The sequence below is a fragment of the Nonomuraea sp. NPDC049152 genome (assembly GCF_040648355.1).
Lineage (GTDB): Bacteria > Actinomycetota > Actinomycetes > Streptosporangiales > Streptosporangiaceae > Nonomuraea.
Window position 1 is genome coordinate 146,297 of record NZ_JBEZDO010000002.1, and the last position, 22,828, is coordinate 169,124.

The window sequence follows — 22,828 nt, forward strand, 5'->3', positions numbered from 1 at the left end:
CCCTTGACATCACCGTCGTCACGCCGGAGGCTGCTCGTGAGCGTTCACGTGAACGCTCACGGACAGCTCCGACGTTCGCCCCCAGACGGAGGTAGTTCCGCCATGTCCCACCACCGCAGAGCAGTCCTGGCGCTCGTGGCGATCGCGGTCACCACGACCGCGTGCACCGTGGGGGAGACGGCCCAGTCCGCCCCCACCGGCAGTGGCAGCGGCAGCGCTCCCGCGCAGCAGCAGGAGATCAGCTTCCTGACCTTCGAGACGCCCAACCTGACCCCGGAGTACTGGGACTCGGCCATCAAGCGCGTCACCGACAAGTACCCGGACATCAAGGTGAAGAAGCTGGTCGCGCCGACCGTCGACCGCACCGGCTACGCCAAGCAGCTGCTGACCTCCGGCCAGTTCCCCGACGTGATGCTGGCCGTCTCTCCCGCCGACATCGGCGCCGCCCAGAACCTCTACGCGTGGAAGCCGGAGGAGCTCGGCGACTTCCTGGTGCCGGACGGCGGCGCGATCGACGGCAAGGTCTACCAGCTGCCCGCCAACACCCAGACGATCCCCAACGTCTACTACCGCAAGTCGATGTTCGAGAAGGCGGGCGTCACCGCCCCGCCCAAGACCTACGCCGAACTGCTGGAGGCCGGCGCGAAGCTGAAGGCCAAGGGCATGACGCCGTTCGTGGTCGGCGGCGGTAAGGAGGCCTTCCCGAGCGTCCTCCCGCTCACCGCGACGGTGGCGACGGAGGTGTACAGGAAGAGGCCCGACTGGATGACCGCCAGGAGGGCGGGCTCGGTGCAGTTCGCCGACCCCGACTTCGTCCAGGCCCTCACCCTCGTCGGCGACCTGGCCGGCAAGGGCTACATCGACAAGGGCATGCTCTCCCTCGACTACGCCGCCACCGAGCAGGCCTTCCTCAAGGGCAAGGGCGCGATGTACCCGATGGGCTCCTGGTTCGCCGCCTCGGGCGACAAGAGCGACATCAAGGACGACCTCGGCGTCTTCGCCTGGCCGACGGCCGACGGCGCGCCGCTCCTTCCCGGCTACACCGGAGGCGGGCTCGAGGTCAGCGCCAACTCCAAGCACCTGGACGCGGCCAAGAAGTTCGCCCTGGCCTTCCAGCTCGACAAGAGCAACCTGGACAACTCCGTGAAGTCCGACGCGCTCTTCCCCGCGATCAAGGGCTACACCCCGCCCGCCGACACCGGACCCGTCTTCAAGGCCACCTACGACCTGTGGTCGCAGAACGTCCAGGCGAACGCCGTGGTGAAGGCCTTCTCATGGGAGACCGGCGGCGACTCGCTGATCTCCGGTATGACGCCGAAGGTCTACGCCGCGGTCCAGGACGTCATCCTGGGCAGGAAGAAGCCCGCCGAGGCCGCCGCCTATCTCGACACGGAATGGGACAAGGCCTCTTGAGGAGACTCGCGCACTTCGGCGTGTTCGCCGCACCCGGCATGCTCGTCTACCTGTGCTTCGTGCTCGCGCCGATCGCGGTGAGCTTCGGTTACAGCCTCACCAACTACAACCCGTTCAATCCGCCGAGCAGGTTCGTCGGCCTGCGCAACTACCAGTCGCTCCTCACCGACGAGGAGTTCCTGACCGCGCTGAAGGTGACGGTGATCCTCACGGCGATCATCGTCATCGTGCCCAACGTCGTGGGCCTGGCCATCGCGGTCCTCCTCGACCGCAACGGCTGGTTCTACAACGCGTGGCGGGCCACGTTCTTCGTGCCCGTCGTGCTCAGCTCGGTCGTGGTCAGCGTGGTCTGGACCCGCATGCTCGCCGACGACGGCATCGTCAACCTGGTGCTCGGCACCCACATCGGCTGGCTGTCCGATCCCGACCTCGCGCTCTACTCGCTCGGCGGCATCATGTCGTGGCAGATGCTGGGCTTCTGCGTCGTCGTCTACCTCGCGGGGCTGCAGGCCGTACCGCACGAACTGCAGGAGGCGGCGGCCATCGACGGCGCGGGGCCCGTCGCCCGTTTCCGCAAGGTGACCTGGCCGATGCTGGCTCCCGCGCTCACCATCAACACCGTCGTCATGCTGATCACGGCGTTCAAGGCCTATGACCACATCCAGGTCATCACGAACGGCGGGCCCGGGGCGGGGTCGACGGCCACGATCGCGTTCGTGGTGCTGCAGACCGGGTTCGTGGCCAACAGGCAGGGCTACGCCTCGGCGATGGCCATCGTGATGCTGGTGATCATCGCGGCCGCGTCGGCGGTGGCGCTGAGGCTGCTGCGGCGACGGGAGGTGGATCTATGAGGGCCCTGGTGACGACCGTGGTCGGGGCGCTGTTCGCGGTACCGCTGTACGTGGTGCTGGCCAACGCCTTCAAGGACGGCCCCGACATCGCGCCCGACCCGTTCGGGCCGCCGCTCCCGCCGACGCTGGACAACCTCGCGGCGGTGGTGTCGCGGCCCGACCGGCTGTTCTGGGCGAGCCTCGGCAACAGCCTCATCGTGACGGCGCTGTCGGTGGCGGTGCTGACGATCCTGTCGGCGATGCTCGGGCACTACCTGGCGCGCACGCCGTCGCGGTGGGGGAGGGCGGCCACGCTGCTGCTGCTGTGCGGGCTGATGATCCCGCCGCAGGTCATCCTGCTGCCCGTGGTACGGGTGCTCCAGCTGTTCGACCTGATGACGACTGTGCAGGGGCTGGTGCTGTTCAACGTCGGCTACTACGTGCCGTTCGGCGTGTTCGTCTTCTCGGGATTCGTCCGCACGATCCCGATCGAGATGGAACAGGCGGCCGCCATCGACGGGGCGGGCCGCCTGGCCACCTTCTGGCGGGTGGTGTTCCCGCTGCTGCGCCCGGCCTCGGCCAGCGCGATCATCTTCTTCGCGGTGTGGATATGGAACGACTTCCTCAACCCGCTGATCATCCTCGGCCCCAGCCAGGGAACGACGGTGACGACCGGCATCTATCGGGCGGTCGGGCAGTACCAGGTCGACTTCGGCACCGTGTTCGGGTTGATGTTCCTGGCCACGCTACCGATCCTGGTGTTCTACCTCGCCCTGCAGAAGCACTTCGTCAAGGGATTGACCAGCGGGGCCACCAAGGGATGAGGGGATCAGCCGCCGCAGTTGGTGAACGCGCGGTTGCCGCCGCTGAAGATCTTCGACTTGCGGTAACCGTCGGACATCGTGCCGATGAACTGCACGCACCTGTTCTTGCCCTCGAGCTTCACAGGCCCGGCGTAGTACTTGAAGTTGCCGGTGTCGGAGTCACTCTCGATGCGGTTGCCGGGGCCGCGCTTGACCTGCAGTTCGACCGTGGTGCGGGTGCTGAGACCCTGGAGCTTCGACTTGATGGTGACCGCGCAGTTGAGCCCGTTCCTGCGGTTGTAGAGCAGGTAGACGGTACCCAGTGAATCCACCGGGGCCCGGTTGACGACGGCGAAGCCGTTGCCGCAGATCCCTTCGGGGGTGTATCCGGCGGCGTTGGCGGACGCGGGGACCGCCAGGACCCCACCGATGATCACCGCAGCCGCGAGAGCAGACTTGAGCACGCTCCGTTTCCTTTCGTCAGACTGCGGATCATCATGCCGGACATCTCCTGACAGTGAGGGAGGAATCAGGAAAACAGGCTGGTCAGTTCCGCTAGGTTGCATGCATGGATATTGCGATTACCAGCGGATATGTGGTTCCTGTCGACGGCGATCCCATTGACGGCGGCACCGTGCTCATCCAGGACGGCAAGATCGTGGCCGTTGGGCGGGACGTCGTCATCCCCGATGGCGTGCGGACCGTCGACGCGGCGGGCGGCTGGGTGTTGCCCGGCTTCGTCGAGGCGCACGGTCACCTGGGCGTCCACGAGGAGGCCGACGGCTGGGCCGGCCAGGACACCAACGAGATGACCGACCCCAACGGAGCCAGGCTGCGCGCGCTCGATGCCATCAACCCCGGCGACCTCGGCTTCGGCGACGCGCTGTCCGGCGGCGTCACCACGGCGGTCATCAAGCCGGGCTCGGGCAACCCGATCGGCGGCCAGACTGTGGCGGTCAAGTGCTGGGGACGCACGGTCGAGGAGATGCTGGTCCGCGAGCCCGTCAGCGTGAAGAGCGCGCTCGGGGAGAACCCCAAGCGTGTCTACGGTGACCAGAAGAAGCTGCCTTCCACGAGGCAGGGTGTGGCCGCGGTGATCCGTGACGCCTTCCGCAAGGCGCAGGACTACCGGGCCAAGCGCGACCAGGCCGAGGACGAGGGCAAGGCGTTCGACCGCGACGGCACGCTCGAGGTCCTGGTGAAGGTCCTGGACGGGGAGCTGCCCTGGTGCCAGCACACGCACAGGGCCGACGACATCGCCACGGCGCTGCGTCTGGCCGACGAGTTCGGCTATCGCGTGATCATCAACCACGGCACCGAGGGTCATCTGATCGCCGACCTGCTGGCCGAGCGGCAGATCCCGGTGATCATCGGCCCCCTGTTCACCAGCAGGTCGAAGGTGGAGCTGCGCAACCGCTCGCTGCGCAACCCCGGCATCCTGGCGCGCGCGGGCGTGGAGCTGGCGATCACCACCGACCACCCGGTGGTGCCGATCCACTTCCTGGTGCACCAGGCGACGCTGGCGGTGAAGGAGGGGCTCGACCGTGACGCGGCGCTCCGGTCGATCACCGTGAACCCCGCGAAGATCATGGGCCTTGACGACAGGGTCGGCTCGTTGACGCCGGGGCTGGACGGTGACGTGGTCATCTGGTCCGGCGACCCGCTGGACGTCATGAGCAGGGCGCTGCGGGTGTTCGTGGACGGGCGGGAGGTGTACTCCTACTCGACCGACACGGGGGAGGGCACGGTCGCCGACCCGTACTACCGCGAGTCCTGAGATCGCGCGAGGCCTGGGGGCAGGGCTCTCCGGCGCAACCCCAGGGCCCCGTGGCCGTGTCCAGGTCGCCGGCGCCGCCGGATCGCCCCGGACGCGAGGAGGGCGGGGCCGCATGATCCCGATCTCCAGGTCTCCGGGCCCTCCCGTCCGGGGTTATGGACGCTCGGATGTGCCGGTCCTCCGGATCCGACGTCTCCGCACAATCCGGCATCTCCGCAAAACTGCCGGGTGCCGTGGGGTGAGGGCTGGCGGACTTGACGGGGGCGGCCGTCAGGGAAGGGGTTCGAGCATGCGGTGCGGCCCGCGGAGCGCCACGCTCACCGGGTCCACCCTGGAGGTCTCCAGTCCCGGCCCCGGCCGTACCTCTGTCTCCTCGAGGTCCACCCGCACCCCGCACGCCGAGCAGTGCGCCGCCTGGTCCAGGCGGGTCCCGCAGGTGGCGTGGAAGAACAGCCGCCGCGCCCCGGTCGAGGTCAGATGGCGCTCGCCCCACTGCGCCAGCGCCAGCACCGGCAGCCACAGCTCCCTGCCCACCTCCGTCAGCACGTACTCCTCCCGCGGCGGGTTGTCCTGGTAGCGCCGCTTGTCCAGGAGCCCCGCCTCGACCAGCGCGCCCAGGCGCTGTGACAGCACCGCCCTCGGGATGTCGAGATGGGCGAGGAAGTCGCCGTAGCGGCGCACGCCGTACATCGCGTCCCTGATCACCAGCAGGGTCCAGCGCTCCCCGACCAGTTCGAGCGCCTTGGCCAGCGAGCAGTCCTGCGCCTCGTAGTTCTTGCCCAGTGCCATGGCCCCAGTTTAGTTCATTCATTGAACCATGCTAGGTTCAATGAATGAACCGACTGTCCGTGGCGGCCTCGGCGCCGCTGCTCGTGCTCACGAACTACACGGCCCCGATGGTCACCCTGCCCGACACGGCGACGGCGCTGGGCGCGGGACCGACGGGGCCGGTGTGGATCCTCAGTGCCATCGCGCTGGGCCTGTCGTCACTGTTGCTCGTCGCCGGTGGTCTGGCCGACGACTACGGGAGGAAGCGGACGCTGGTCGCGGGCACGGCCGTCCTCGCCGTGGCGAGCGTGGTGGCCGCGGCCGCGCCGACCGTGCCGGTGTTCGTGGCCGCGCGGCTGGCGCAGGGCGCGGCCAGCGCGGCCATGCTGGCCGCCAGCCTCGGCATCGTCGGCCACGCCTTTCCCTCCGGAGCTCCGCGGCTGCGGGCCACGGCCGTCTACGGCGCGATGATGGGCCTGGGCACCGCCGTCGGGCCGCTGCTGTCAGGTGTGCTGGCAGTCCTGACGAACTGGCGGGCGGTCTACTGGGTGGTGGCCGTCTCCGCGCTCGCTCTGACGGTCGCGGCGGCCGTGACGTTGGAGGAGTCGCGGGCCGCCGAGCGGCGCAGGATCGACCTGCCCGGCGTGATCCTGCTGACCCTCGGCGTCGCCGCGCTGGTCGCGGGGGTGACCGAGGGGCGCATGGGCTGGACGCGGCCGGTCGTCGCCTTCGCCTTCGCCGCCTCCGCGCTTCTGCTGGTGGCCTTCGCGGTGGCCGAGCGCCGCCGTCGCGAGCCGCTGCTGGACCTGGCGCTGTTCGGGCGGCCGCGGTTCCTGGTCGCCACCGGTGGCGCGCTGGTCGTCGGCGCCGCGGTCATCGGCCTGCTCAGCTACCTGCCCAGCGTGCTCCAGGCCGCCCACGGGATGACCCCGCTGACCACCGCGCTGCTGTTCGGCACCTGGTCCGGCATGTCGTTCGTGTCCTCCCTCGCGGCGAGCAGGATCCGGCTCGGCGCGAGCTCGCGCCTGTCGCTCGGCCTGCTGCTGAGCGCCGTCGGGTTCGCGGGGCTGCTCGGGGTGGTCACGCACTTCTCGCTCCCGCTGACCCTCGCGGGACTGGTCGTCAGCGGAGTCGGCAGCGGCCTGATCAACTCCTCGCTCACCCACCTGGCGATCGAGAGCGTGCCGCAGCACCGCGTCAGCATGGGCTCGGGCGCGAACAACACCGCCCGCTACATCGGCTCGTCGCTCGGCGCGGCGGCCATGGCCGCCCTGATCGGCGCGCAGGGTGTGCAGACGGGCACGCTGCTGACCCTGATCGCCTGCATCGTTCTACTGCTCGGTACGGCGGGCGCGGTGCAGGCGCACCTTCTCGCGGTTCCCGCACCGCTTCATCGAGCACCACTGCCTGGTCCCCGCGTTTGACCTGTCGGCGAAGCGCAGCCCGCACGTGGGCGAGGCGCACACCCGCACCTGGCGCAGGTCGGGTCCGCCGATCAGCTCGACGGCGTCGCTGGCGATCTCCGCCAGCGCCGCCACCACGGGGTCGGCGGGCGGGAGCCGTACGACGGACAGGTCGGGACCGAGCGCGACCAGCGAGGGCTGCCGGCGCGCGGCCCAGCGGTTGATCGGCTCGGGGAAGCCGTTCTCGCCCGCGACGGCCGCGTCGACGCACCGGCAGATGGCCTCCCTCAGCTCTCGGGCCTGCGCCAGCAGCGTCACCCCCGCCACCGATGACTCCTGAGGGCTCGGGCAGAGCGGCAGGTCCTCGGGTAGTCCGAGCCAGGCCAGCAGGTCCTCCGGCTCGCGCAGCAGTTCCCTGCCGCCGATCTTGCGGTCTCGGTAGGTGTTGACGAAATCCAGCGAAGGACGCCCGCCGTCCCACGCCCAGTCTCGCGTTCGCATACCTCTAACCATATGATGGGGTTAACCCTGTAACCATACGATGGAGTTACATGATGGTGGAGTCACGGATGGCCCAGGTCGGAGACCTGCGCATGCACTACCTGATCGAGGGCGAGGGACCGCTGCTGATGCTGCTGCACGGGTGGCCGCAGACCAGCCACTGCTGGCGTCACCTCATCTCCCCGCTCGCCGAGCACTTCACGGTCGTGGCGCCCGACCTGCGCGGATACGGGCTGACCGACAAGCCGCGCACGGGGTTCGACAAGCGCACGATGGCCGCCGACGTTCGCGAACTGGCAAGGCGGCTCGGCCACGAGCGGGTCACGCTGGTCGGCCACGACAGGGGAGGGCGAGTCGCCCACCGCTACGCCCTCGACCACCCCGGCGAGGTGGAACGCCTGGTCGTCATGGACATCATCCCCACCAGGGAGATGTGGCGGCGCTTCGACATGACCTCGGGCGTCGCACTGGGCACCTGGCACTGGACCTTCCACCTGCAGCCCGACCTGCCCGAGCGGCTCGCGGGCGCCGACGTGCGGGGTTACCTCGGTTACTTCTTCGAGAAGTGGACCGTCCAGCGGGCCGCGCTCGACGTGGAGGAGTACTACCGGGCTTTCTCGCAGCCGGGGGCGCTCAGGGCCGGGTTCGACGACTACCGTGCCTCCTTCCCCGACGACGCGGCGCACGACGACGCCGACCACGACGCGGGCAAGCGGCTGGAGATGCCGGTGCTCACGCTGTGGGGGTCGGCGGGCCTGCCCGCCCGCGTCGGCGTCGAGGAGGTGTGGCGTGACTACGCCCGCGACGTGCGGGGCGCGGAGATCCCCGACTGCGGCCACTTCCTGGCGGAGGAGCGCCCGGACGTCGTGCTGTCCCACCTGCGCGACTTCCTGAAGGTGTAGTCACCAGCGCCGGGCGGCGCCCATGACGTGCAGCAGCGCCTCGCGCTGCCCGGTGAACTCGGCGGGCGCCATGCCCTCCCGCTCGGCGCGGAGGTGGAGCATCGCCAGCTCCGTCGCCGCGTGCTGGTAGTCGGACATGGCCTTGGACAGTCCCGTCCTCTTGGCCCACTTGCGGGCGTGCCTGCGCGCCTTGAGCGAGCTCAGCATCCCGACGTCCTGCTGGGTGACGACGCCGGTGGGCTGGTAACCCGGCAGGACCCCGCCGATCTTGCCGAGCACCCTCCTGCGCTCCATCACGGTCACCACCACGAGCACGACGATCACCGCGAGCTCCAGCAGGTAGGCGCCGCCCAGTGCCGGAAGGCTGCCCAGCGTCGCCGCGCCGTTCCATGCGCCGTGCAGCAGGATCGCGCCCAGGTAGCCGAGGGGGATCGCCAGCCACCTGGCAGGGTGGCGCCTCGTGGCGGCGTAGGCGACGCCGAGCCCGATCATCGAGGTGTAGACGGGGTGGCCGAGCGGCGAGATGACGCCGCGCAGCACGAACACTCCCACCGCGTCGTCCGCCCCACCCTGGACGAAGGCGACGAGGTAGTAGCCGACGTTCTCCACGAGCGCGAACCCGAGGCCCGCCATGGCGGCGTAGATGATGCCGTCGGTCAGCCCGTCGATCTCCTTGCGCCTGCGCAGGAGCAACAGGAGCGCCGCGCCCTTCAGACCTTCCTCGATGACGGGGGCCAGGACGACGACGCCGATGTTGCCTGCCACCGCCTGGCCGTACCCGGCGCGCAGGACCAGCGCCTGTCCGGCCATGCTCAGCACGACGGCCAGCAACACGGCGACGCCCGCGCCCCAGACGAAGGCGAAGGCGAGGTTGAGCTTGGGCTCCGGCTCCAGCCTGTCGAGCGCCAGCACGGCGGCAAGCAGGATGGGGAGGGGCGCCACGGCCATGAGCGCCGCCAGGCCGAAGCCGGAGGGTTCGTTGGACAGGAGCATCGAGGCCAGCACCAGCAGGGCGCAGATGCTGGAGACCACGAGGCCGATGATGAGCGATTTGCTTGGTCGCGGATAGAGCACCGCCGGGCGTGTCACACTTGTCACGCTCTCACGGTGGCCCCCTCCGATAGACGGACGGTTGACGCCTACTTACCGGCCTTGAGCACCGCCTCGACGATCGAGCGGGGGTCGACGCCGAAGTGCTCGCGGACGGCCTCGCGGGTGTCCGACAGGCCGAACCCGTCGGTGCCCAGTGAGGTCCACGGCCGCTCGATCCACGGGCTGATCTGGTCGGGAACGGCCCTCATCCAGTCGCTCACCGCCACGATCGGCCCGTGCGTGCCCGCAAGAGCCTGCTTCACGTACGGCACGCCGCCCGTCGACATCGCGTCGCGGCGCAGCTCGCTCCACGAGGTGACCGACCAGACGTCCACTCCGACGCCGTGCTCCTCGGCCAGCAGGCGCTGAGCCTCCAGCGCCCAGTGGATCGCGGTGCCGCTGGCCAGCAGGTGGGCCTCCCCTCCGCCCTCGGAGAAGCGGTACATGCCCCTGACGATCCCCTCCTCCACGCCTTCCGGCATGGCGGGCTGGGGCAGCGGCTCGTTGTAGACGGTGAGGTAGTAGAAGACGTCCTCGCCCGCCTGGCCGTACATCCTCCGCAGACCCTCGCGCACGATGACGCCGACCTCGTAGGCGAAGGCGGGGTCGTAGCTGAGACACGCGGGGTTGGCCGAGGCGAGCAGCTGGGAGTGGCCGTCGGCGTGCTGCAGCCCCTCGCCCGTCATGGTGGTACGGCCCGCGGTCGCGCCGATGAGGAACCCGCGCCCTAGCTGGTCGGCCAGCGCCCACATCTGGTCGCCGGTGCGCTGCCAGCCGAACATCGAGTAGAAGATGTAGAAGGGGATCATGGGCTCGCCGTGCGTGGCGTAGCTGGTCGCCGCGGCGGTGAAGGAGGACATCGAGCCGGCCTCGGTGATCCCCTCGATGAGGATCTGCCCGTCGGCCGCCTCCCTGTAGGCGAGCAGGAGGTCCCTGTCGACGGCGTCGTAGCGCTGGCCGTGCGGGGAGTAGATCTTCGCGGTGGGGAAGAGCGACTCCATGCCGAACGTCCTGGCCTCGTCGGGCACGATCGGCACCCACCGCCTGCCGGTCGCCGGATCCTTCATCAGGTCCTTGACCAGTCTGACGAAGGCCATCGTCGTGGCGACGGGCTGCTTGGAGCCCTTGGCGAGGGCGGCGAACGGCGCGGAGGGGACATCCAGGCCGCTCGGCGTCACGGTGCGCCGCGGGATCGGCCCGCCCAGCTCGGCCCGGCGCGCGGCCAGGTAGCGGACCTCGGGCGAGTCGGGCCCCGGGTGCAGGTAGGGCGGGAGCTCGCCGTCCAGGGAGGGCACGGGCAGCCCGAGCCGCTCGCCCATCACCCTGAACTCCTCCTGGGTCAGCTTCTTCATCTGGTGGTTGGCGTTGCGGGCCTCGACGCCCGCTCCCAGCGTCCAGCCCTTCACGGTCTGCACGAGGACGACCGTGGGCACGCCCTTGGTGTCGAGCGCCCTGCGGTAGGCGGCGTACACCTTGCGCGGCTCGTGGCCCGCCCGCGAACCGCCGACGACGCGGCGCAGTTCCTCGTCGGTGAGGCTCGTCTCGATGCCCTCGAACAGGTGCTGCCTGATGTAGGCGCCGTCGGAGGCGGCGAACGTCTGGAACTGCCCGTCGGGTACCGCGTCCAGCCTGGCCACGAGCTCGTCGGACTCCAGCAGCGGATCCCACTCGGCGCCCCACAGCGCCTTGACGACGTTCCAGCCCGCGCCGCTGAAGACGCTCTCCAGCTCCCGCACGATGCGGGTGTTGCCGCGCACCGGGCCGTCGAGCCGCTGGAGGTTGCAATTGATCACGAAGGTCAGGTTGTCGAGCCCCTCCCTGGCGGCCAGCGTGAGGGCGGCGGTCGCCTCTGGCTCGTCCATCTCGCCGTCGCCGAGGAAGGCCCACACGTGGCCGGACGAGGTGTCCTTGATGCCGCGGTTGTGCAGGTAGCGGTTGAACCTCGCCTGGTAGACGGCGTTCAGCGGGCCGAGGCCCATCGACACCGTGGGGAACTGCCAGAAGTCGGGCATCGCGCGAGGGTGCGGGTAGGACGACAGCCCGCCGAGGGTCTCCCTGCGGAAGTTGTCGAGCCGCTCCTCGCTCAACCGGCCTTCGAGGAAGGCGCGCGCGTAGACGCCCGGCGAGGCGTGCCCCTGGAAGTAGACCTGGTCGTCGGCGCCGTGGAAGAAGTGGTTGAACCCGACCTCGTACAGCCAGGCGGCCGAGGCGTAGGTGGCCATGTGGCCGCCCAGGCCCAGCTTGCTGCCTCTGGTGACCATGGCGGCCGCGTTCCACCGGTCGTAGGCGGCGATGCGCTCCTCCAGCTCCAGATCGCCCGGGTAGGGCGGCTCCTCGGCGGTGGGCACGGTGTTGACGTATCGGGAGCTCGTGGATAGCCGCCTGACCAGGTAGTCCGCGCGCTCATGCCCCTTGGCCCTGATGACCGCCTCGAGCGACTCCAGCCACTCCGCGGTCTCCTGGGGGTCCAGATCCATCTGCATGTTGCCATTAAACACCCTATGATCGATCATTGGGTGAATGAGGCCCGTCATGCGGTCGCCGTTGCGCGACCAGATCCGTCAGCTGGTGCTCGAAGGGCTGGTCAGCGGCCGATGGGCGCCAGGCGACCGCCTGGTAGAGCGGCGCATCGCCGCCGAGCTCGAGGTGAGTCAGGCGCCCGTCCGCGAGGCGCTGCGCGAGCTGGAGGCGCTCCGGCTGGTCGAGTCCTCGCCCAACAGGGGCGCGAGGGTCCGCGCGTTCACCCGGGCCGACCTGAGCGAGGTCTACCAGGTGCGGGCCGGTCTTGAGGAGACCGCCGCCCGCCTCGGCGCCCCCGACCTGGAGGCGCTGGAGCGGCACACCGCGCTCCTGCACGAGGCCGCCGCCGCGGGCTCCCTCGACGACCAGGTACGGCACGGCGTCGCCTTCCACCGCGAGATCGTCGCCGCCTCGGGCAACGGGCTCCTGCTGTCGGTGTGGGAGTCGCTGGGCATCGAGGTCTGGACCCACGTGTCGATCCGCCTGTTCCGGGCCGAGCTCCACGAGAACGCCGCGGACCACGAGCCGATCGTCGAGGCCTTCAGGAGGAGGGATCCCGACGTCGGCCGGCTGGTCCGCGAGCACATCCTCGGCTACGCGGACTGACCCGCAGCGGGCTGACCCGAAGCGGAGGGGCCCGACGTGGGCCGGCCCGGCGCGGACGGGCGCAGCATCGCGTGGATGCCCGCCGCCATCGCCAGGGCGATCACGGCGACCGCCCACAGGACGAGGTGGAAGGCGCCGGTGAACTGCTCCCCATGGCCCGCACCGCCCGCCGCGATCCTGCCGGCCAGTTCAGCGTCGCCCACTTCGCCCTGGACGAGGCTGACCAGGGCGGAGCCGTACACCGCGATGACGATCGCCTCGCTGCCGATGCGCAGCGTGTTGACGAAGCCCGCGGCCATCCCGGCCCGCTCGGGCTCCACCATGCTCATCGCCAGCCCGTCGCCGACGCCGAAGCCCAGACCCGCGCCCACGCCGACCAGCAGCATCGGCACGGCGGGCAGCGCCGCCTCCGTCATCGCCAGCCACGCGTTGCCCACCCCGAACAGCAGCACCGCCACGGTCACCAGCGTCCTGGCCGGCACGCCGCGGTTCAGCAGCCAGCCGCCGGCGGGCGGGGCGATCAGCACGGGCGCGGTCATCACCAGCATCCACAGGCCCGCCTGCTGCGGCGAGGCGCCGTGGACGCCGGAGAAGTAGGTGGGCAGGTAGGTCAGCAGCGTCACCATGCCGAAACTTGTCGCGACGGGCACGAGACTCAGCGCGAGGAAGCGCCGGTTGCGCACCAGGGTGAGGTCGAGCACGGGGTGGGGACTGCGCCGCTCGACCCGCGCGAACGCGATCAGCAGCGCCACGGCCGCGACCAGCAGGACGAGCACGCCGGGGCTGTCCCAGCCCGCCTGCGGCCCCTGAACCACCGCGACCGTCAGCAGGGCGAGCCCCGCGACGAACGTCACCGCGCCCTTCACATCGACCCTCGGCCGTCGCTCCGCGCGGGACTCGCCGACGAACGGGATGGCGGCCAGCGAGAGCACCAGGATCAGCGCGTTGGACAGGAAGATCGCCCGCCAGCCGAGCCCGCCGGCCAGCCAGCCCGAGATCGTCGGGCCGAGCGCGAGCCCGACCCCCGCGACGGTGCCGAGCAGCGCGAACGCCCTGGTCCTGGCCGGGCCGTCGAATGTGGTCGCCAGGATCGCCGCGCCGCTGGCCATCACACCCGCGGCGCCCACACCTGACAGCGCCCTGGCCACGTCCAGCAGCCAGATGCCGCCCGACAGGGCGGCGACCACCGAGCCCGCCGCGAAGATCGCGGCGCCTGCCGCGAACACCGCGCGTCGCCCGAACAGGTCGGCCAGCGACCCCGCGACCAGGGTGAAGGAGGCGAAGGTGAGGTTGTAGGCGTTCATCACCCACTGCAGCGGGGCGCCGGCCGCGTGCAGGTCGGCGCCGATGGCCGGCAGCGCGACGGCGGCGCCGGAGATGGACATGGGGACGACGAGGAAGCCCAGCAGGACCACGGCCATGGTCAGGGCGGGGCGCTGAGTTCGTGTTCTGGTTGCCACTCAGCAGAAAATGCCACCGAGTGGCCTTAGCTGTCAATTGGCACTTTGCGGTAGGGTGATCGCATGGATCTGCGCGAGCTGCCGCTCAGGGAACGCAAGAAGGCCCGCACGAGGCAGGCCCTGACCGAGACGGCGCTGCGGCTGTTCACCGAGAAGGGGTTCGACCACACGACGCTCGACGAGCTCGTCGACGCGGTGGAGGTCTCCAAGCGCACCTTCTTCCGCAACTTCCCCAGCAAGGAGGACGTGGCGCTGGCCGCCGACACCGAGCTGTGGTCAACGTTCCTGGCGGAGGTCGACGCGATGGAGGTGTCAGGGCTGGTGCTCGACGCCTTCAGGTCGGCGCTGCGGGTGAGCCTCGCAAGGATGGACGAGGGGTGGGGCCCCAGGTTCCTCGCCACCAGGGCGCTGTGCGCCGTGACTCCCGCGGTCGAGGCGCACAGCCTGCGCTACTGCGACCAGACCACGCAGGCGGCCTTCGCGCGGATGGGCGCGAGGACGGGGTTCGACGCCGGCGACGTCCGGCTGAAGCTGGTGATCGAGGTCGCGATCGCGGCCTGGCGGCACGCGGCCCTCAGCTGGACGGCCGACGGCGGCCCGGGAGGACTCGCGGGCCTGCAGCGGCGCCTCGACGCGGCCTTCGCCGCCATTCCCGAGAGCATCGCGCTGACCGGGACGAACGCGACCCGGTAGCGGTCGAGTCATGGACATGGTCAAGAATGGGCAAAGCGGCTGAATCCGGCAGAGAGGATCCCATGGACTGGGATGAGATCACGTCCGAGGAAGAACTGCGCGACCTGCTGGGCGAGGTGATGCCCAGAGCTGTGACCAAGGAGCGGGTCGCGCTCCACGAACGCGACAGGGAATGGCTGGCCAACTCGCCGTTCTGCCTGATCTCCACCGCGGGCGCCGACGGCAGCTGCGACGTCTCGCCCAAGGGCGACCCCGCGGGCTTCACCCACGTCATCGACGACACGACGATCGCCATTCCCGACCGCCCGGGCAACCGCAGGGCGGACGGGTTCCACAACGTCCTGGTCAACCCCCATGTCGGCCTGCTCTACGTGATCCCTGGGCGGGGCGAGACGCTGCGCATCAACGGCAGGGCCAGGCTGGTCAAGGAGGCGCCGTTCTTCGACGAGATGATCGTCAAGGGCCACCGGCCCAGGCTGGCGCTGGTCGTGGAGATCGAGCAGATCTTCTTCCACTGCGCCAAGGCGTTCCTGCGCTCGAAGCTGTGGGAGCTGGAGACGTGGAACCCCGGCGCGATGCCGTCGCACGCGACGATCGTCAAGAGCCTGCAGAAAGTGGAGGAGTCCCTCGAAGAGCTGGAGCGCTACTACGGAGACTCCTACAAGGAGAAGCTGTACAAGGCCTAAGCGGCGGGCGTGGGCCCCGACGGCAGCCGAATGACGTTGCGGCCGCTGTAGGCGCTCAGATCGACGACAGTGCTGTCGGTCTGGGCCGGCTTACGGCGGCCGGCCTCCCTGATGTCGCGGATCTTGTGCCGAGCCACACGCGGTGGCACCACCTCAAGCCTCGTCCTCACTGAGCCCCCCGGCGTAATGTTTTCGTTACATCCCATTACTTACAGATTGCCCCATAAGCACCATGTAAAGATGGCGTCAGTACGGAAGCTTTCGCCCGGACGGCGAGCGCATATCCAGGTCCTGAGGCCGGGACGGCTGGCGCTTGGACGGTGTCTTGACGATCCTGATGCTCTTCATGGTCTGCCCCCTTCGACTGCCTCAACCATGGACCCGGCCGCTTGACAGGCGCTTGGCGTGCGCTTGCGGTCCGCCTTCGCGTCAAGCTAACGGGCTCGCTTACCGGCGCTCAACGGATTTTGACCGCTCCCGTCGCCTCGGCCCGCGCAACTTCTCGGCCTTGACGGGCGTCTAATCCGCCGTGGCGGATCCGGAGCGCATCGGGGACTCCTGGCTGGCGGGGCGGCTCGGCGAGGGCGGCCAGGGAGTCGTCTACGAGGCCTATGACGGCGATGGCCGCAGGGTGGCGGTCAAGGTGCTGCACACCGCCGACGCGGGACGGCTGGCCAGAGAGGCGACCGCGGCCCAGCGGGTCGCCTCGTTCTGCACCGCCCGCGTCCTGCACGTCGAGACCGAGGGGCCGCGGCCGCACATCGTCTCCGAGTACGTCGAAGGGCCGAACCTGCGCAAGGCGGGACGTGTCTTCGCCGGCGACGACCTCCACCGTCTCGCGACCGCCGTCGCCACGGCGCTGACCGCCATCCACGAGGCCGGTGTGATCCACCGTGACCTCAAACCCGACAACGTGCTGCTCAGCCCCGACGGCCCGCGGGTCATCGACTTCGGCATCGCCAGGACCGCGGACATGTCGCTGACCAGGAGCGGCGAGGTCGCGGGCACCCCCAGCTACATGGCGCCGGAGATCTTCACCGGCCAGCGAGCGACGCCCGCGGTCGACGTGTTCGCGTGGGGCGCGGTCGTGCTGTTCGCCGCGACGGGCGAGGACCCCTTCCGCGCCGACCACCTGGGCGGCGTCATGCACAGGGTGCTGTCCGCGCAGCCCGACCTGAGCGTGCTGCCCGAACGGCTGGCCATGCTGGTGGCCGCGGCGATGGACAAGGATCCCGCCGCCAGGCCCCCCGCGAGGGACCTGCTGCTCGCGCTGGTCAGCGGCGCGGCGAGCGACACCAGGGGACTGCTGGCCGCGGGCAGCCGCTCGGCCATGGGCGTGCACGTGGGGGACACGGCCGACCCCGCGCTCGGCACGATCGCCGAGGACGCCTACGGGGCACTCGGCCCGCAGGAGCGCGAGCTGGCCCCCGAGGTGTTCCTCCGCTTGGTCGCCGTGGACGAGGACGGCCAGGAGGCGGGCAGGTGGACGCCCAGGTCGGAGCTGCTCGACGGGAGCAGGAGCGAGTCGGTCGAGCGGATCCTGCGCGCCTTCTCCTATCTCGTCACCGAGAAGGACGGCATGGTCGCGCTCTCCCGCCCCGCCCTGCTGCGGGCCTGGCCCAGGCTGCGGAGGTGGGTGGACGCCGAGAAGGAAGGGCTCGCCGTCCTCACCCGGCTCAGCAGCGCCGCCAGGCAGTGGGCCGACCACGGCCGCCGCGACGGCGACCTGCTCCAGGGCAGCCGCCTGGAGAGCGTGCTGAGCTGGGCGGCCACGGGCCGCAAGCACGTCACGCTCACCCCGACGGAACGCGACTACCTGCGCGCGGGCACCGAGCTGACCAGGAGGCGCGCACGCAGGCGCAGGATGACCACGGCGGCGCTGGCGGGGCTGCTCGTGGCCGCGCTGGTCGCCGGAGGGCTCGCGGTCTGGCAGGCCAGGCGCGCGGACGGCCAGCGCGACGCGGCCACCGCGCGCAACGTCGCGGTCGAGGCGGCGTCGCTGCGGGCAGGCGATCCCGTCAAGGCGATGCTGCTGACCGTCGCCGCCTGGCGGATCTCGCCCGACGCCGACACCCGTTCCGCGCTCGTGTCCTCCTACCAGCAGAGCGAGCGGGCCGCCTTCCACGATCCGCCGGTCGAAGGGGTGGCGCTGCGCACGCTCACCCACGACGGACGCTCCCTGGTCAGTGTGAGCGAGCGCGGCGTGGCGATCTACGACGTGCGCTCGAGGCGGAAGACCCGCAGCTGGGCCGTACCGGGGCTGGGCAGCGAGTACCTCTTCGACGTGTCGGTCAACGGCAGCGGGCGGCGCGTCGCCGTGACGACCGAGAAGAAGATCACCGTGTGGGACGTCGCGACGGGCAGGCTGGTGGCCGAGAAGGCGATGCCCGAAGGATCGGGCGGGCGCGGCGCCGACTACGGCGACAGCGAGTCCACGCTGGCCGTCAGCCTCACCGACGAGCTGATCCACCTGTGGGATCACGAGAAGGGCCGCACGTTCGGCGGAGTCCTCGACGAGGGGTATGCCGCGTCGCAGCACCCGCTCATCGACAGGACGGGGCGGTTGCTCGTCGTTCCAGGCGATCCGCGCTTCTACGTCCGCCGCCTGCCCGCGTGGACCAAGGACGACAGGCTGAGCGCGGCGTGCGAGGGCCAGCCGTACGCGGCGGCTTTCAGCCCCGACGGCAGGACGCTGGCCTGCGCGGGAAAGGAGATCCAGCTCGTCGACCCCGCCACGGGCCGGAAGCTGCCGCTGCCGGGCAGAGACCATCAGTTCTGGCCCGCGGCGCCGTCCTGCGAGCTGTGCGACGCGGCCGCCACGGGCCTGCGCTTCAGCCGGGACGGCCGCTACCTGGCCATGTTCGCCGACAGGTCGCTGCGCGTCTGGCAGGTCGCCGACCAGCGACAGGTCCTCGCCTACCAGGCCGAGGGCGAGCTGACCGACGTCAGGTTCGACGGCCACGTCCTGCGCTACCTCCTCGACGACACCGTCGTCACCCTCGATCTGGCACCGCGCGTCACCGACTTCCGGGCCACCCGCGCGCGGTGGGGCACCGAGCTGAGCCCCGACGGCAGGTGGGCCATCGTCAGACCGGACGAGAACACGATGGCGCTGTGGGACCTGGCCGCCCGGCGACAGGTCTGGACCATGCGCGCGCCCGGCCGGACGGTCTTCGACCGGCAGGGCGAGCGGCTGGTCACCATCCCCGACAGCGGCGAGATGACGCTCTGGGACCTCAGGACCCGCCGGCGGCGCTGGTCGGCGCCCGTGCCGTTCGGCATGCCGGCGGTCCAGGCCGAGTTCACCCGCGACGGCCGCGCGCTGGTCCTCACCACCTCGCTGACGGAGACCCCGACCGGCTCCAGGCTGACCCGCCTCGACGCGGGGACGGGCGCGGTGCTCGGCACGTCGACCATCCGCAGCCCCGGTGGCGTACTCACCCCCGACGGGAGGCGCATGGCCTCCGTCGACGGCAGGTTCTACGACCTGGCCACCGGCAGGCCAGTCGGAGCCGGGTTCGGCTCCGGCGTCCTGGCCGTCAGCGACCGGTCGGTGATGGCCGTCAGCGGCGACCGCGCGGGCAGGATCGCGCTGCGCACGCTCCACGGCCAGGCCACGTCCACGCCCATGCTCAGGGGCGTGAGCGAGCGGATCGCGTACCTGGCGTTCTCGCCGGGAGGCGACCTGCTGGCCACCGTGGGCGACGAACCCGGCACGCTGCAGCTGTGGGACGTGCCGGCCCGCCGGCGGCTCGGCGGCCCGGTCAGCGCGTACGCCGACGGCCTGCCCGGCGAGGGAGGTCTCGCCTTCGGCCCGGGCGGGGGAGTGCTCTACGTCGCCGAGCACGACGGCCTGATCCACGAGTTCGTGGTGGACCCGGCCAGGATGGCGGCACTCGTCTGCGAGAGGGCGGGACGCGAGCTGACCGAGCCGGAATGGCGGGAATATTTCGATCAAGTGCCCTATCGCCAACTTTGCGGCTTCTGAGAGCATCCAACCCGCCATGGGTGATGCGTTGATCGACGGGGACCCGCAGCGGCTGGGCGGCTACTGGCTCGCGGGCAGGGTCGGAGAGGGTGGTCAGGGAGTCGTCTACGAGGGTTACGACGCCCAGGGCGAGCGGGTGGCGATCAAGGTGCTGCGCGGCGACCCCTCGACCCAGCCGCGCCTGGCCAAGGAGGCCGCCGCGGCCCGCCGCGTCCCGGCCTTCTGCACCGCCAGGGTGCTCGACGCCGACCTGGAGGGCCCGAGGCCCTACATCGTCTCCGAATACGTCGAAGGGCCCAGCCTGCGGCAGGCGGCCAGGCTGTTCCGCGGCGACGAGCTGCACCGGCTCGCCACCGCCATCGCCACGGCGCTGACCGCCATCCACGACGCCGGCGTCGTCCATCGCGACCTCAAGCCTGACAACGTGCTGCTCGGCCCAGACGGGCCGCGCGTCATCGACTTCGGGGTGGCCCGCACCCTGGAGATGTCGCTCACCTCGGCGCAGCTGCTCGCGGGCACGCCCGGCTACATGGCGCCTGAGGCGTTCTCCGGCGAGCGGGTGGGCATGCCCGCCGACGTGTTCGCGTGGGGCGCGACCGCGCTGTTCGCCGCGAGCGGCCAGGACCCGTTCAGAGCCGACTCGCTCGGCGCGGTCATGCACCGCGTGCTCTCCCACGAGCCCGACCTGTCGGCGCTGCCCGACCCGGTGCGCTCGCTCGTGGCCGCCGCACTGGCCAAGGACCCCAGGCAGCGGCCCACCTCCAGGGAGTTGCTGCTCGCGCTTGTCAGCGGCGACGGCCTCGACACCGCCAGGCTGCTCGCCCAGGGCGCGGGCTCGGCCTCCGCGATGGGAGCCCACGGCGCCCCGCACGACCCCGCGCTCGGCACCCTCGCCGAGGACGCCTACGCCGCGCTCGGCCCTGCCGAGCGGGACCTGGTGCCCGAGCTGTTCCTCCGCCTGGTGACCGTCACCGACCACGGCGACCTCTCCGTACGGCAGGCCGCCCGCGCCGAGCTCCCCGCCGGCATCGACACCGTCCTCGACAGGTTCGCCTACCTGGTGTCCGGCGGCGACCCCGTCAGGCTGCTGCGCCCGGCCCTCCCGCTGGCCTGGCCGAGGCTGCGCGCGTGGATCCAGGCCGAGAAGGACGGCCTGGCCGTGCACAGGCGCATCGCGACCGCCGCCGGCAACTGGGCCTCCGGCGGGCGGAGGGAAGCAGACCTGTTCCACGGCAGCACCCTCGACGACGCTCAGCGCTGGGCCGCGGCCGGCCGCAGGAACATCACGCTCACCCCCGACGAGCGTGACTTCCTGGAGGCAGGAGCGGCGCTGGTCAGGCGAAGGGGGCGCAGGTTCAGGGTGATCTCGGTCGCGCTGGCCGTGCTCCTGGTGCTGGCGCTGGCCGCAGGCGGCTTCGCCGTACAGCAGAGCAGGCAGGTGGCCGCGCAGCGGGACGTGGCCGAGTCGGGGCGGCTGGCGGCGCTGGCCGACTCCGTCCGCGCCAAGGACCCGGTGCTGGGCATGCTGCTCGGCGTCGCCGCCCACCGGGTGGCCGGCACGCCGCAGGCCCGGGCGGCGATGTACCGCGGTCTCACCTCCGCGGCCACCAGGTCCTTCACCGACCCCGCCGCCGTGGCCGAAAGAGCGTTGAGCCGGGATGGCCGCCGTCTGTTCAGCGCGTCCGACGGCGAGGTGAGGGTGTGGGACATGGTCACGGGCCGCAAGACAGCGGCCTTCCGCCACCAGGCAGGAAAGGTCCTGCGCATGGCGGCCAGCCCTTCGGGCCGCACGCTCGCGGTCGCCACGGACAAGGGCGGCCTCCGGCTCTGGAACGCGGTGACGGGCGCGGCCCTCAGGCCGCGGCTCGAGGTCTACACCGATGTGGGCGACTTCAACGTGTCCTACAGCTGGTCGGAGGACGTCGTGGTGGTCGTCGCAGGGCAGGGGGTGACGTTCTGGAACACGAGGACGGGTGCCAGGTCGAACGCGGCCACGCTCGGCGGTCCGATGGAGGTGCCGGCCGACGGCACGGCGGTCGTCCGCGCGTTGATGGGAAAGGGATTCCGGCAGCCGCTGCCCAGCGGCGAGTCCCGGACGCTGTGGCGCGGCTGCGAACAGTGCAACGGGTTCGCGCTGAGCCGAGACGGAAGGACACTGGCCGTCCCCGGACGGGAACAGGACCTGGTCCTGCGCGACGCCCGCACGGGCAAGGACACGCGGACAGAAAACCTGAGCCCGTGGAACGGCGGCACCGTCTCATGGAGCGGCGACGGCAGGCTCATCGCCTCGCTGGGCACCAGTGGACTGCAGGTATGGCAGGTCGGCGAGGTCACCCCGGTGCTCGACGAACCGGTCGCGCCCGGCGCCATGAGCCTCGCGTTCGACCCTGACGGTCACACGCTGCGCTACCTCGCGAGAGACACCGTGATCAGCGTGGAACTCGACCTCGAGCCGCCCAAGGGCCCGAAGGCCACACTGCTCAGCCCCGACGGCGCTCGCCTGCTGTCCGGCCGCCAGGTCCGCACCCTCGCCACGGGCGCGGCGATCACCCTGCCGGCTGACCCCTCCTCCCACGTCTTCAGCAGGAACGGCGCCGCGATCGCCACGACAGGCGAGTCCTCCGTCTTCGTCCACGACACGACGACGGGCAGGCGGACCGCCGAGCTGCCCTTGCGCGGAGAGTCGGCCCAGGGCCTGGCCTTCAGCCCGGATGGCACGCGCCTGGCCGTCTCGACGCAGACCTACCTGAGCGTGGTCGACCTCGCCGGCGACAGGCAGGTGTGGCGGAGACGCTCCGATCTCGTCAGCCGTCTCGCCTTCACGCCTGACGGGCGCTACCTCGCCACCGACGAGAGCTTCCTGGACGCGGCGACCGGGCATTCCGCCACCCCGCAGCCACTCGGCAAGGGGGTGCGCGGCCTGGGGTTCTCCACCGAGGGCGCCTTCTTCGGCCGGCCCGACGGCTCGACCCGGCTGGCGTACTGGCGACAGGGGATGGCGGCGCCATCCTCGGCCCCGCTGCGCGACCTGCCCGCGGAGATGGAGCCGGTGTTCTCGGCCGACGGCTCCCTTGTCGCGACCGTCGACGCAGGGGTGAGGGTGTACGACGTCGCGTCCGGGGCCGAGGTCGCCACCATCAAGGAGTCGGACGTGGCTCAGGTCGCGTTCTCCGCGGGCGGGTTGCTGGCGATCGTCGAAGGGAAGCTGGTCGGGTATCCGCTGGATCCGGCCCTGGTGGCGGCGAAGGTGTGCGCGAAGGCGGGGCGGTCGCTCAGCGCGGAGGAGTGGGCGGAGTACGTGCCAGGCCTGCCGTACAGGGAGGTCTGCCCGGGGTGAAAGCACCTGCGCCCGGCGGTGCGCCCACATACGCTACGGCCATGACGCG

The 22,828-nt window shown here is 70.9% G+C and carries 18 protein-coding genes; 11 read left to right on the forward strand and 7 right to left on the reverse strand.

Going from position 1 to position 22,828, the window contains the following annotated elements:
- Positions 1-102: 102 nt before the first annotated feature.
- Genes AB0B45_RS04505 through AB0B45_RS04515 form a run of 3 tightly spaced genes read left to right on the forward strand, consistent with a single transcriptional unit; the run spans position 103 to position 3,067 of the window.
- On the forward strand, positions 103-1,413 hold the full coding sequence (locus AB0B45_RS04505; protein WP_358125165.1) for an extracellular solute-binding protein: 1,311 nt from the start codon (positions 103-105) through the stop codon (positions 1,411-1,413).
- Positions 1,410-2,264: a sugar ABC transporter permease gene (locus tag AB0B45_RS04510; RefSeq protein WP_358125167.1), complete on the forward strand. Its 855-nt coding sequence runs from the start codon at positions 1,410-1,412 to the stop codon at positions 2,262-2,264. Before AB0B45_RS04505 ends, AB0B45_RS04510 begins: the two co-directional genes overlap by 4 nt.
- The gene (locus AB0B45_RS04515; RefSeq protein WP_358125170.1) at positions 2,261-3,067 is read left to right on the forward strand and encodes a carbohydrate ABC transporter permease; all 807 of its coding nucleotides are present in this window, start codon (positions 2,261-2,263) and stop codon (positions 3,065-3,067) included. The genes AB0B45_RS04510 and AB0B45_RS04515 overlap by 4 nt, the downstream gene beginning before the upstream one ends.
- Before the next feature lie 5 nt (positions 3,068-3,072).
- Here the strand turns inward: AB0B45_RS04515 and AB0B45_RS04520 are convergent, their stop codons facing one another.
- Positions 3,073-3,510: a hypothetical protein gene (locus AB0B45_RS04520; protein ID WP_358125173.1), complete on the reverse strand. Its 438-nt coding sequence runs from the start codon at positions 3,508-3,510 to the stop codon at positions 3,073-3,075.
- 104 nt (positions 3,511-3,614) lie between these two features.
- On the opposite strand from AB0B45_RS04520, the gene AB0B45_RS04525 reads away from it, so the two are divergent.
- Positions 3,615-4,823 (forward strand): amidohydrolase, encoded by a 1,209-nt coding sequence (locus AB0B45_RS04525; protein ID WP_358125176.1) that lies wholly within the window; start codon positions 3,615-3,617, stop codon positions 4,821-4,823.
- 270 nt (positions 4,824-5,093) lie between these two features.
- Here AB0B45_RS04525 and AB0B45_RS04530 read toward each other — a convergent pair whose 3' ends face one another.
- Positions 5,094-5,612, reverse strand: coding sequence for a helix-turn-helix domain-containing protein (locus AB0B45_RS04530; RefSeq protein ID WP_358125178.1), 519 nt, complete (start codon positions 5,610-5,612; stop codon positions 5,094-5,096).
- 44 nt (positions 5,613-5,656) lie between these two features.
- Here AB0B45_RS04530 and AB0B45_RS04535 point away from each other — a divergent pair, with 44 nt between their 5' ends.
- Positions 5,657-7,015 carry an MFS transporter gene (locus AB0B45_RS04535; RefSeq protein WP_358125181.1) on the forward strand — a complete coding sequence of 453 codons (1,359 nt, stop codon included), beginning with the start codon at positions 5,657-5,659 and terminating at the stop codon, positions 7,013-7,015.
- Here the strand turns inward: AB0B45_RS04535 and AB0B45_RS04540 are convergent.
- Positions 6,923-7,495 (reverse strand): ABATE domain-containing protein, encoded by a 573-nt coding sequence (locus tag AB0B45_RS04540; RefSeq protein WP_358125184.1) that lies wholly within the window; start codon positions 7,493-7,495, stop codon positions 6,923-6,925. The genes AB0B45_RS04535 and AB0B45_RS04540 overlap by 93 nt on opposite strands.
- Positions 7,496-7,545: 50 nt before the next feature.
- Between AB0B45_RS04540 and AB0B45_RS04545 the strand changes: the two genes are divergently transcribed.
- Positions 7,546-8,397 carry an alpha/beta hydrolase gene (locus AB0B45_RS04545; protein WP_358125187.1) on the forward strand — a complete coding sequence of 284 codons (852 nt, stop codon included), beginning with the start codon at positions 7,546-7,548 and terminating at the stop codon, positions 8,395-8,397.
- Here the strand turns inward: AB0B45_RS04545 and AB0B45_RS04550 are convergent, their stop codons facing one another.
- Positions 8,398-9,429, reverse strand: a complete 1,032-nt coding sequence (locus AB0B45_RS04550) for a PrsW family intramembrane metalloprotease (protein ID WP_358125189.1) — start codon at positions 9,427-9,429, stop codon at positions 8,398-8,400.
- 107 nt (positions 9,430-9,536) lie between these two features.
- A complete protein-coding gene (gene aceE, locus AB0B45_RS04555; protein WP_358125192.1) occupies positions 9,537-11,972 on the reverse strand; it encodes a pyruvate dehydrogenase (acetyl-transferring), homodimeric type in 2,436 nt (811 codons plus the stop codon).
- A gap of 37 nt (positions 11,973-12,009) precedes the next feature.
- On the opposite strand from aceE, the gene AB0B45_RS04560 reads away from it, so the two are divergent.
- Entirely contained in the window at positions 12,010-12,615 is a 606-nt protein-coding gene (locus AB0B45_RS04560; RefSeq protein WP_358125195.1) for a GntR family transcriptional regulator, read from the forward strand.
- On the opposite strand, the gene AB0B45_RS04565 is transcribed toward AB0B45_RS04560, so the two are convergent.
- Positions 12,603-14,075, reverse strand: coding sequence for an MFS transporter (locus AB0B45_RS04565; RefSeq protein ID WP_358125198.1), 1,473 nt, complete (start codon positions 14,073-14,075; stop codon positions 12,603-12,605). The two genes, AB0B45_RS04560 and AB0B45_RS04565, sit on opposite strands and share 13 nt — an antisense overlap.
- A 63-nt stretch (positions 14,076-14,138) precedes the next feature.
- Here AB0B45_RS04565 and AB0B45_RS04570 point away from each other — a divergent pair, with 63 nt between their 5' ends.
- The gene (locus tag AB0B45_RS04570; RefSeq protein ID WP_358125201.1) at positions 14,139-14,768 is read left to right on the forward strand and encodes a TetR family transcriptional regulator; all 630 of its coding nucleotides are present in this window, start codon (positions 14,139-14,141) and stop codon (positions 14,766-14,768) included.
- 62 nt (positions 14,769-14,830) lie between these two features.
- Positions 14,831-15,454, forward strand: coding sequence for a pyridoxamine 5'-phosphate oxidase family protein (locus AB0B45_RS04575; RefSeq protein WP_358125204.1), 624 nt, complete (start codon positions 14,831-14,833; stop codon positions 15,452-15,454).
- Here the strand turns inward: AB0B45_RS04575 and AB0B45_RS04580 are convergent.
- On the reverse strand, positions 15,451-15,603 hold the full coding sequence (locus AB0B45_RS04580) for a hypothetical protein (RefSeq protein ID WP_358125206.1): 153 nt from the start codon (positions 15,601-15,603) through the stop codon (positions 15,451-15,453). The two genes, AB0B45_RS04575 and AB0B45_RS04580, sit on opposite strands and share 4 nt — an antisense overlap.
- Before the next feature lie 380 nt (positions 15,604-15,983).
- Here AB0B45_RS04580 and AB0B45_RS04585 point away from each other — a divergent pair, with 380 nt between their 5' ends.
- Together AB0B45_RS04585 and AB0B45_RS04590 are read left to right on the forward strand one after the other, a co-directional pair.
- Positions 15,984-19,442, forward strand: a complete 3,459-nt coding sequence (locus AB0B45_RS04585) for a WD40 repeat domain-containing serine/threonine-protein kinase (RefSeq protein ID WP_358125209.1) — start codon at positions 15,984-15,986, stop codon at positions 19,440-19,442.
- Positions 19,443-19,458: 16 nt separating this feature from the next.
- The gene (locus AB0B45_RS04590; RefSeq protein ID WP_358125212.1) at positions 19,459-22,779 is read left to right on the forward strand and encodes a WD40 repeat domain-containing serine/threonine-protein kinase; all 3,321 of its coding nucleotides are present in this window, start codon (positions 19,459-19,461) and stop codon (positions 22,777-22,779) included.
- Positions 22,780-22,828 lie beyond the last annotated feature (49 nt).

Coding starts and splice junctions, on each gene's coding strand:
- AB0B45_RS04590 (WP_358125212.1), top strand. CDS start 19,459: ATGGGTGATGCGTTGATCGACGGGGACCCGCAGCGGCTGGGCGGCTAC.
- AB0B45_RS04575 (WP_358125204.1), top strand. CDS start 14,831: ATGGACTGGGATGAGATCACGTCCGAGGAAGAACTGCGCGACCTGCTG.
- AB0B45_RS04515 (WP_358125170.1), top strand. CDS start 2,261: ATGAGGGCCCTGGTGACGACCGTGGTCGGGGCGCTGTTCGCGGTACCG.
- aceE (WP_358125192.1), bottom strand. CDS start 11,972: ATGCAGATGGATCTGGACCCCCAGGAGACCGCGGAGTGGCTGGAGTCG.
- AB0B45_RS04535 (WP_358125181.1), top strand. CDS start 5,657: ATGAACCGACTGTCCGTGGCGGCCTCGGCGCCGCTGCTCGTGCTCACG.
- AB0B45_RS04570 (WP_358125201.1), top strand. CDS start 14,139: ATGGATCTGCGCGAGCTGCCGCTCAGGGAACGCAAGAAGGCCCGCACG.
- AB0B45_RS04560 (WP_358125195.1), top strand. CDS start 12,010: ATGAGGCCCGTCATGCGGTCGCCGTTGCGCGACCAGATCCGTCAGCTG.
- AB0B45_RS04530 (WP_358125178.1), bottom strand. CDS start 5,612: ATGGCACTGGGCAAGAACTACGAGGCGCAGGACTGCTCGCTGGCCAAG.
- AB0B45_RS04505 (WP_358125165.1), top strand. CDS start 103: ATGTCCCACCACCGCAGAGCAGTCCTGGCGCTCGTGGCGATCGCGGTC.
- AB0B45_RS04545 (WP_358125187.1), top strand. CDS start 7,546: ATGATGGTGGAGTCACGGATGGCCCAGGTCGGAGACCTGCGCATGCAC.
- AB0B45_RS04540 (WP_358125184.1), bottom strand. CDS start 7,495: ATGCGAACGCGAGACTGGGCGTGGGACGGCGGGCGTCCTTCGCTGGAT.
- AB0B45_RS04525 (WP_358125176.1), top strand. CDS start 3,615: ATGGATATTGCGATTACCAGCGGATATGTGGTTCCTGTCGACGGCGAT.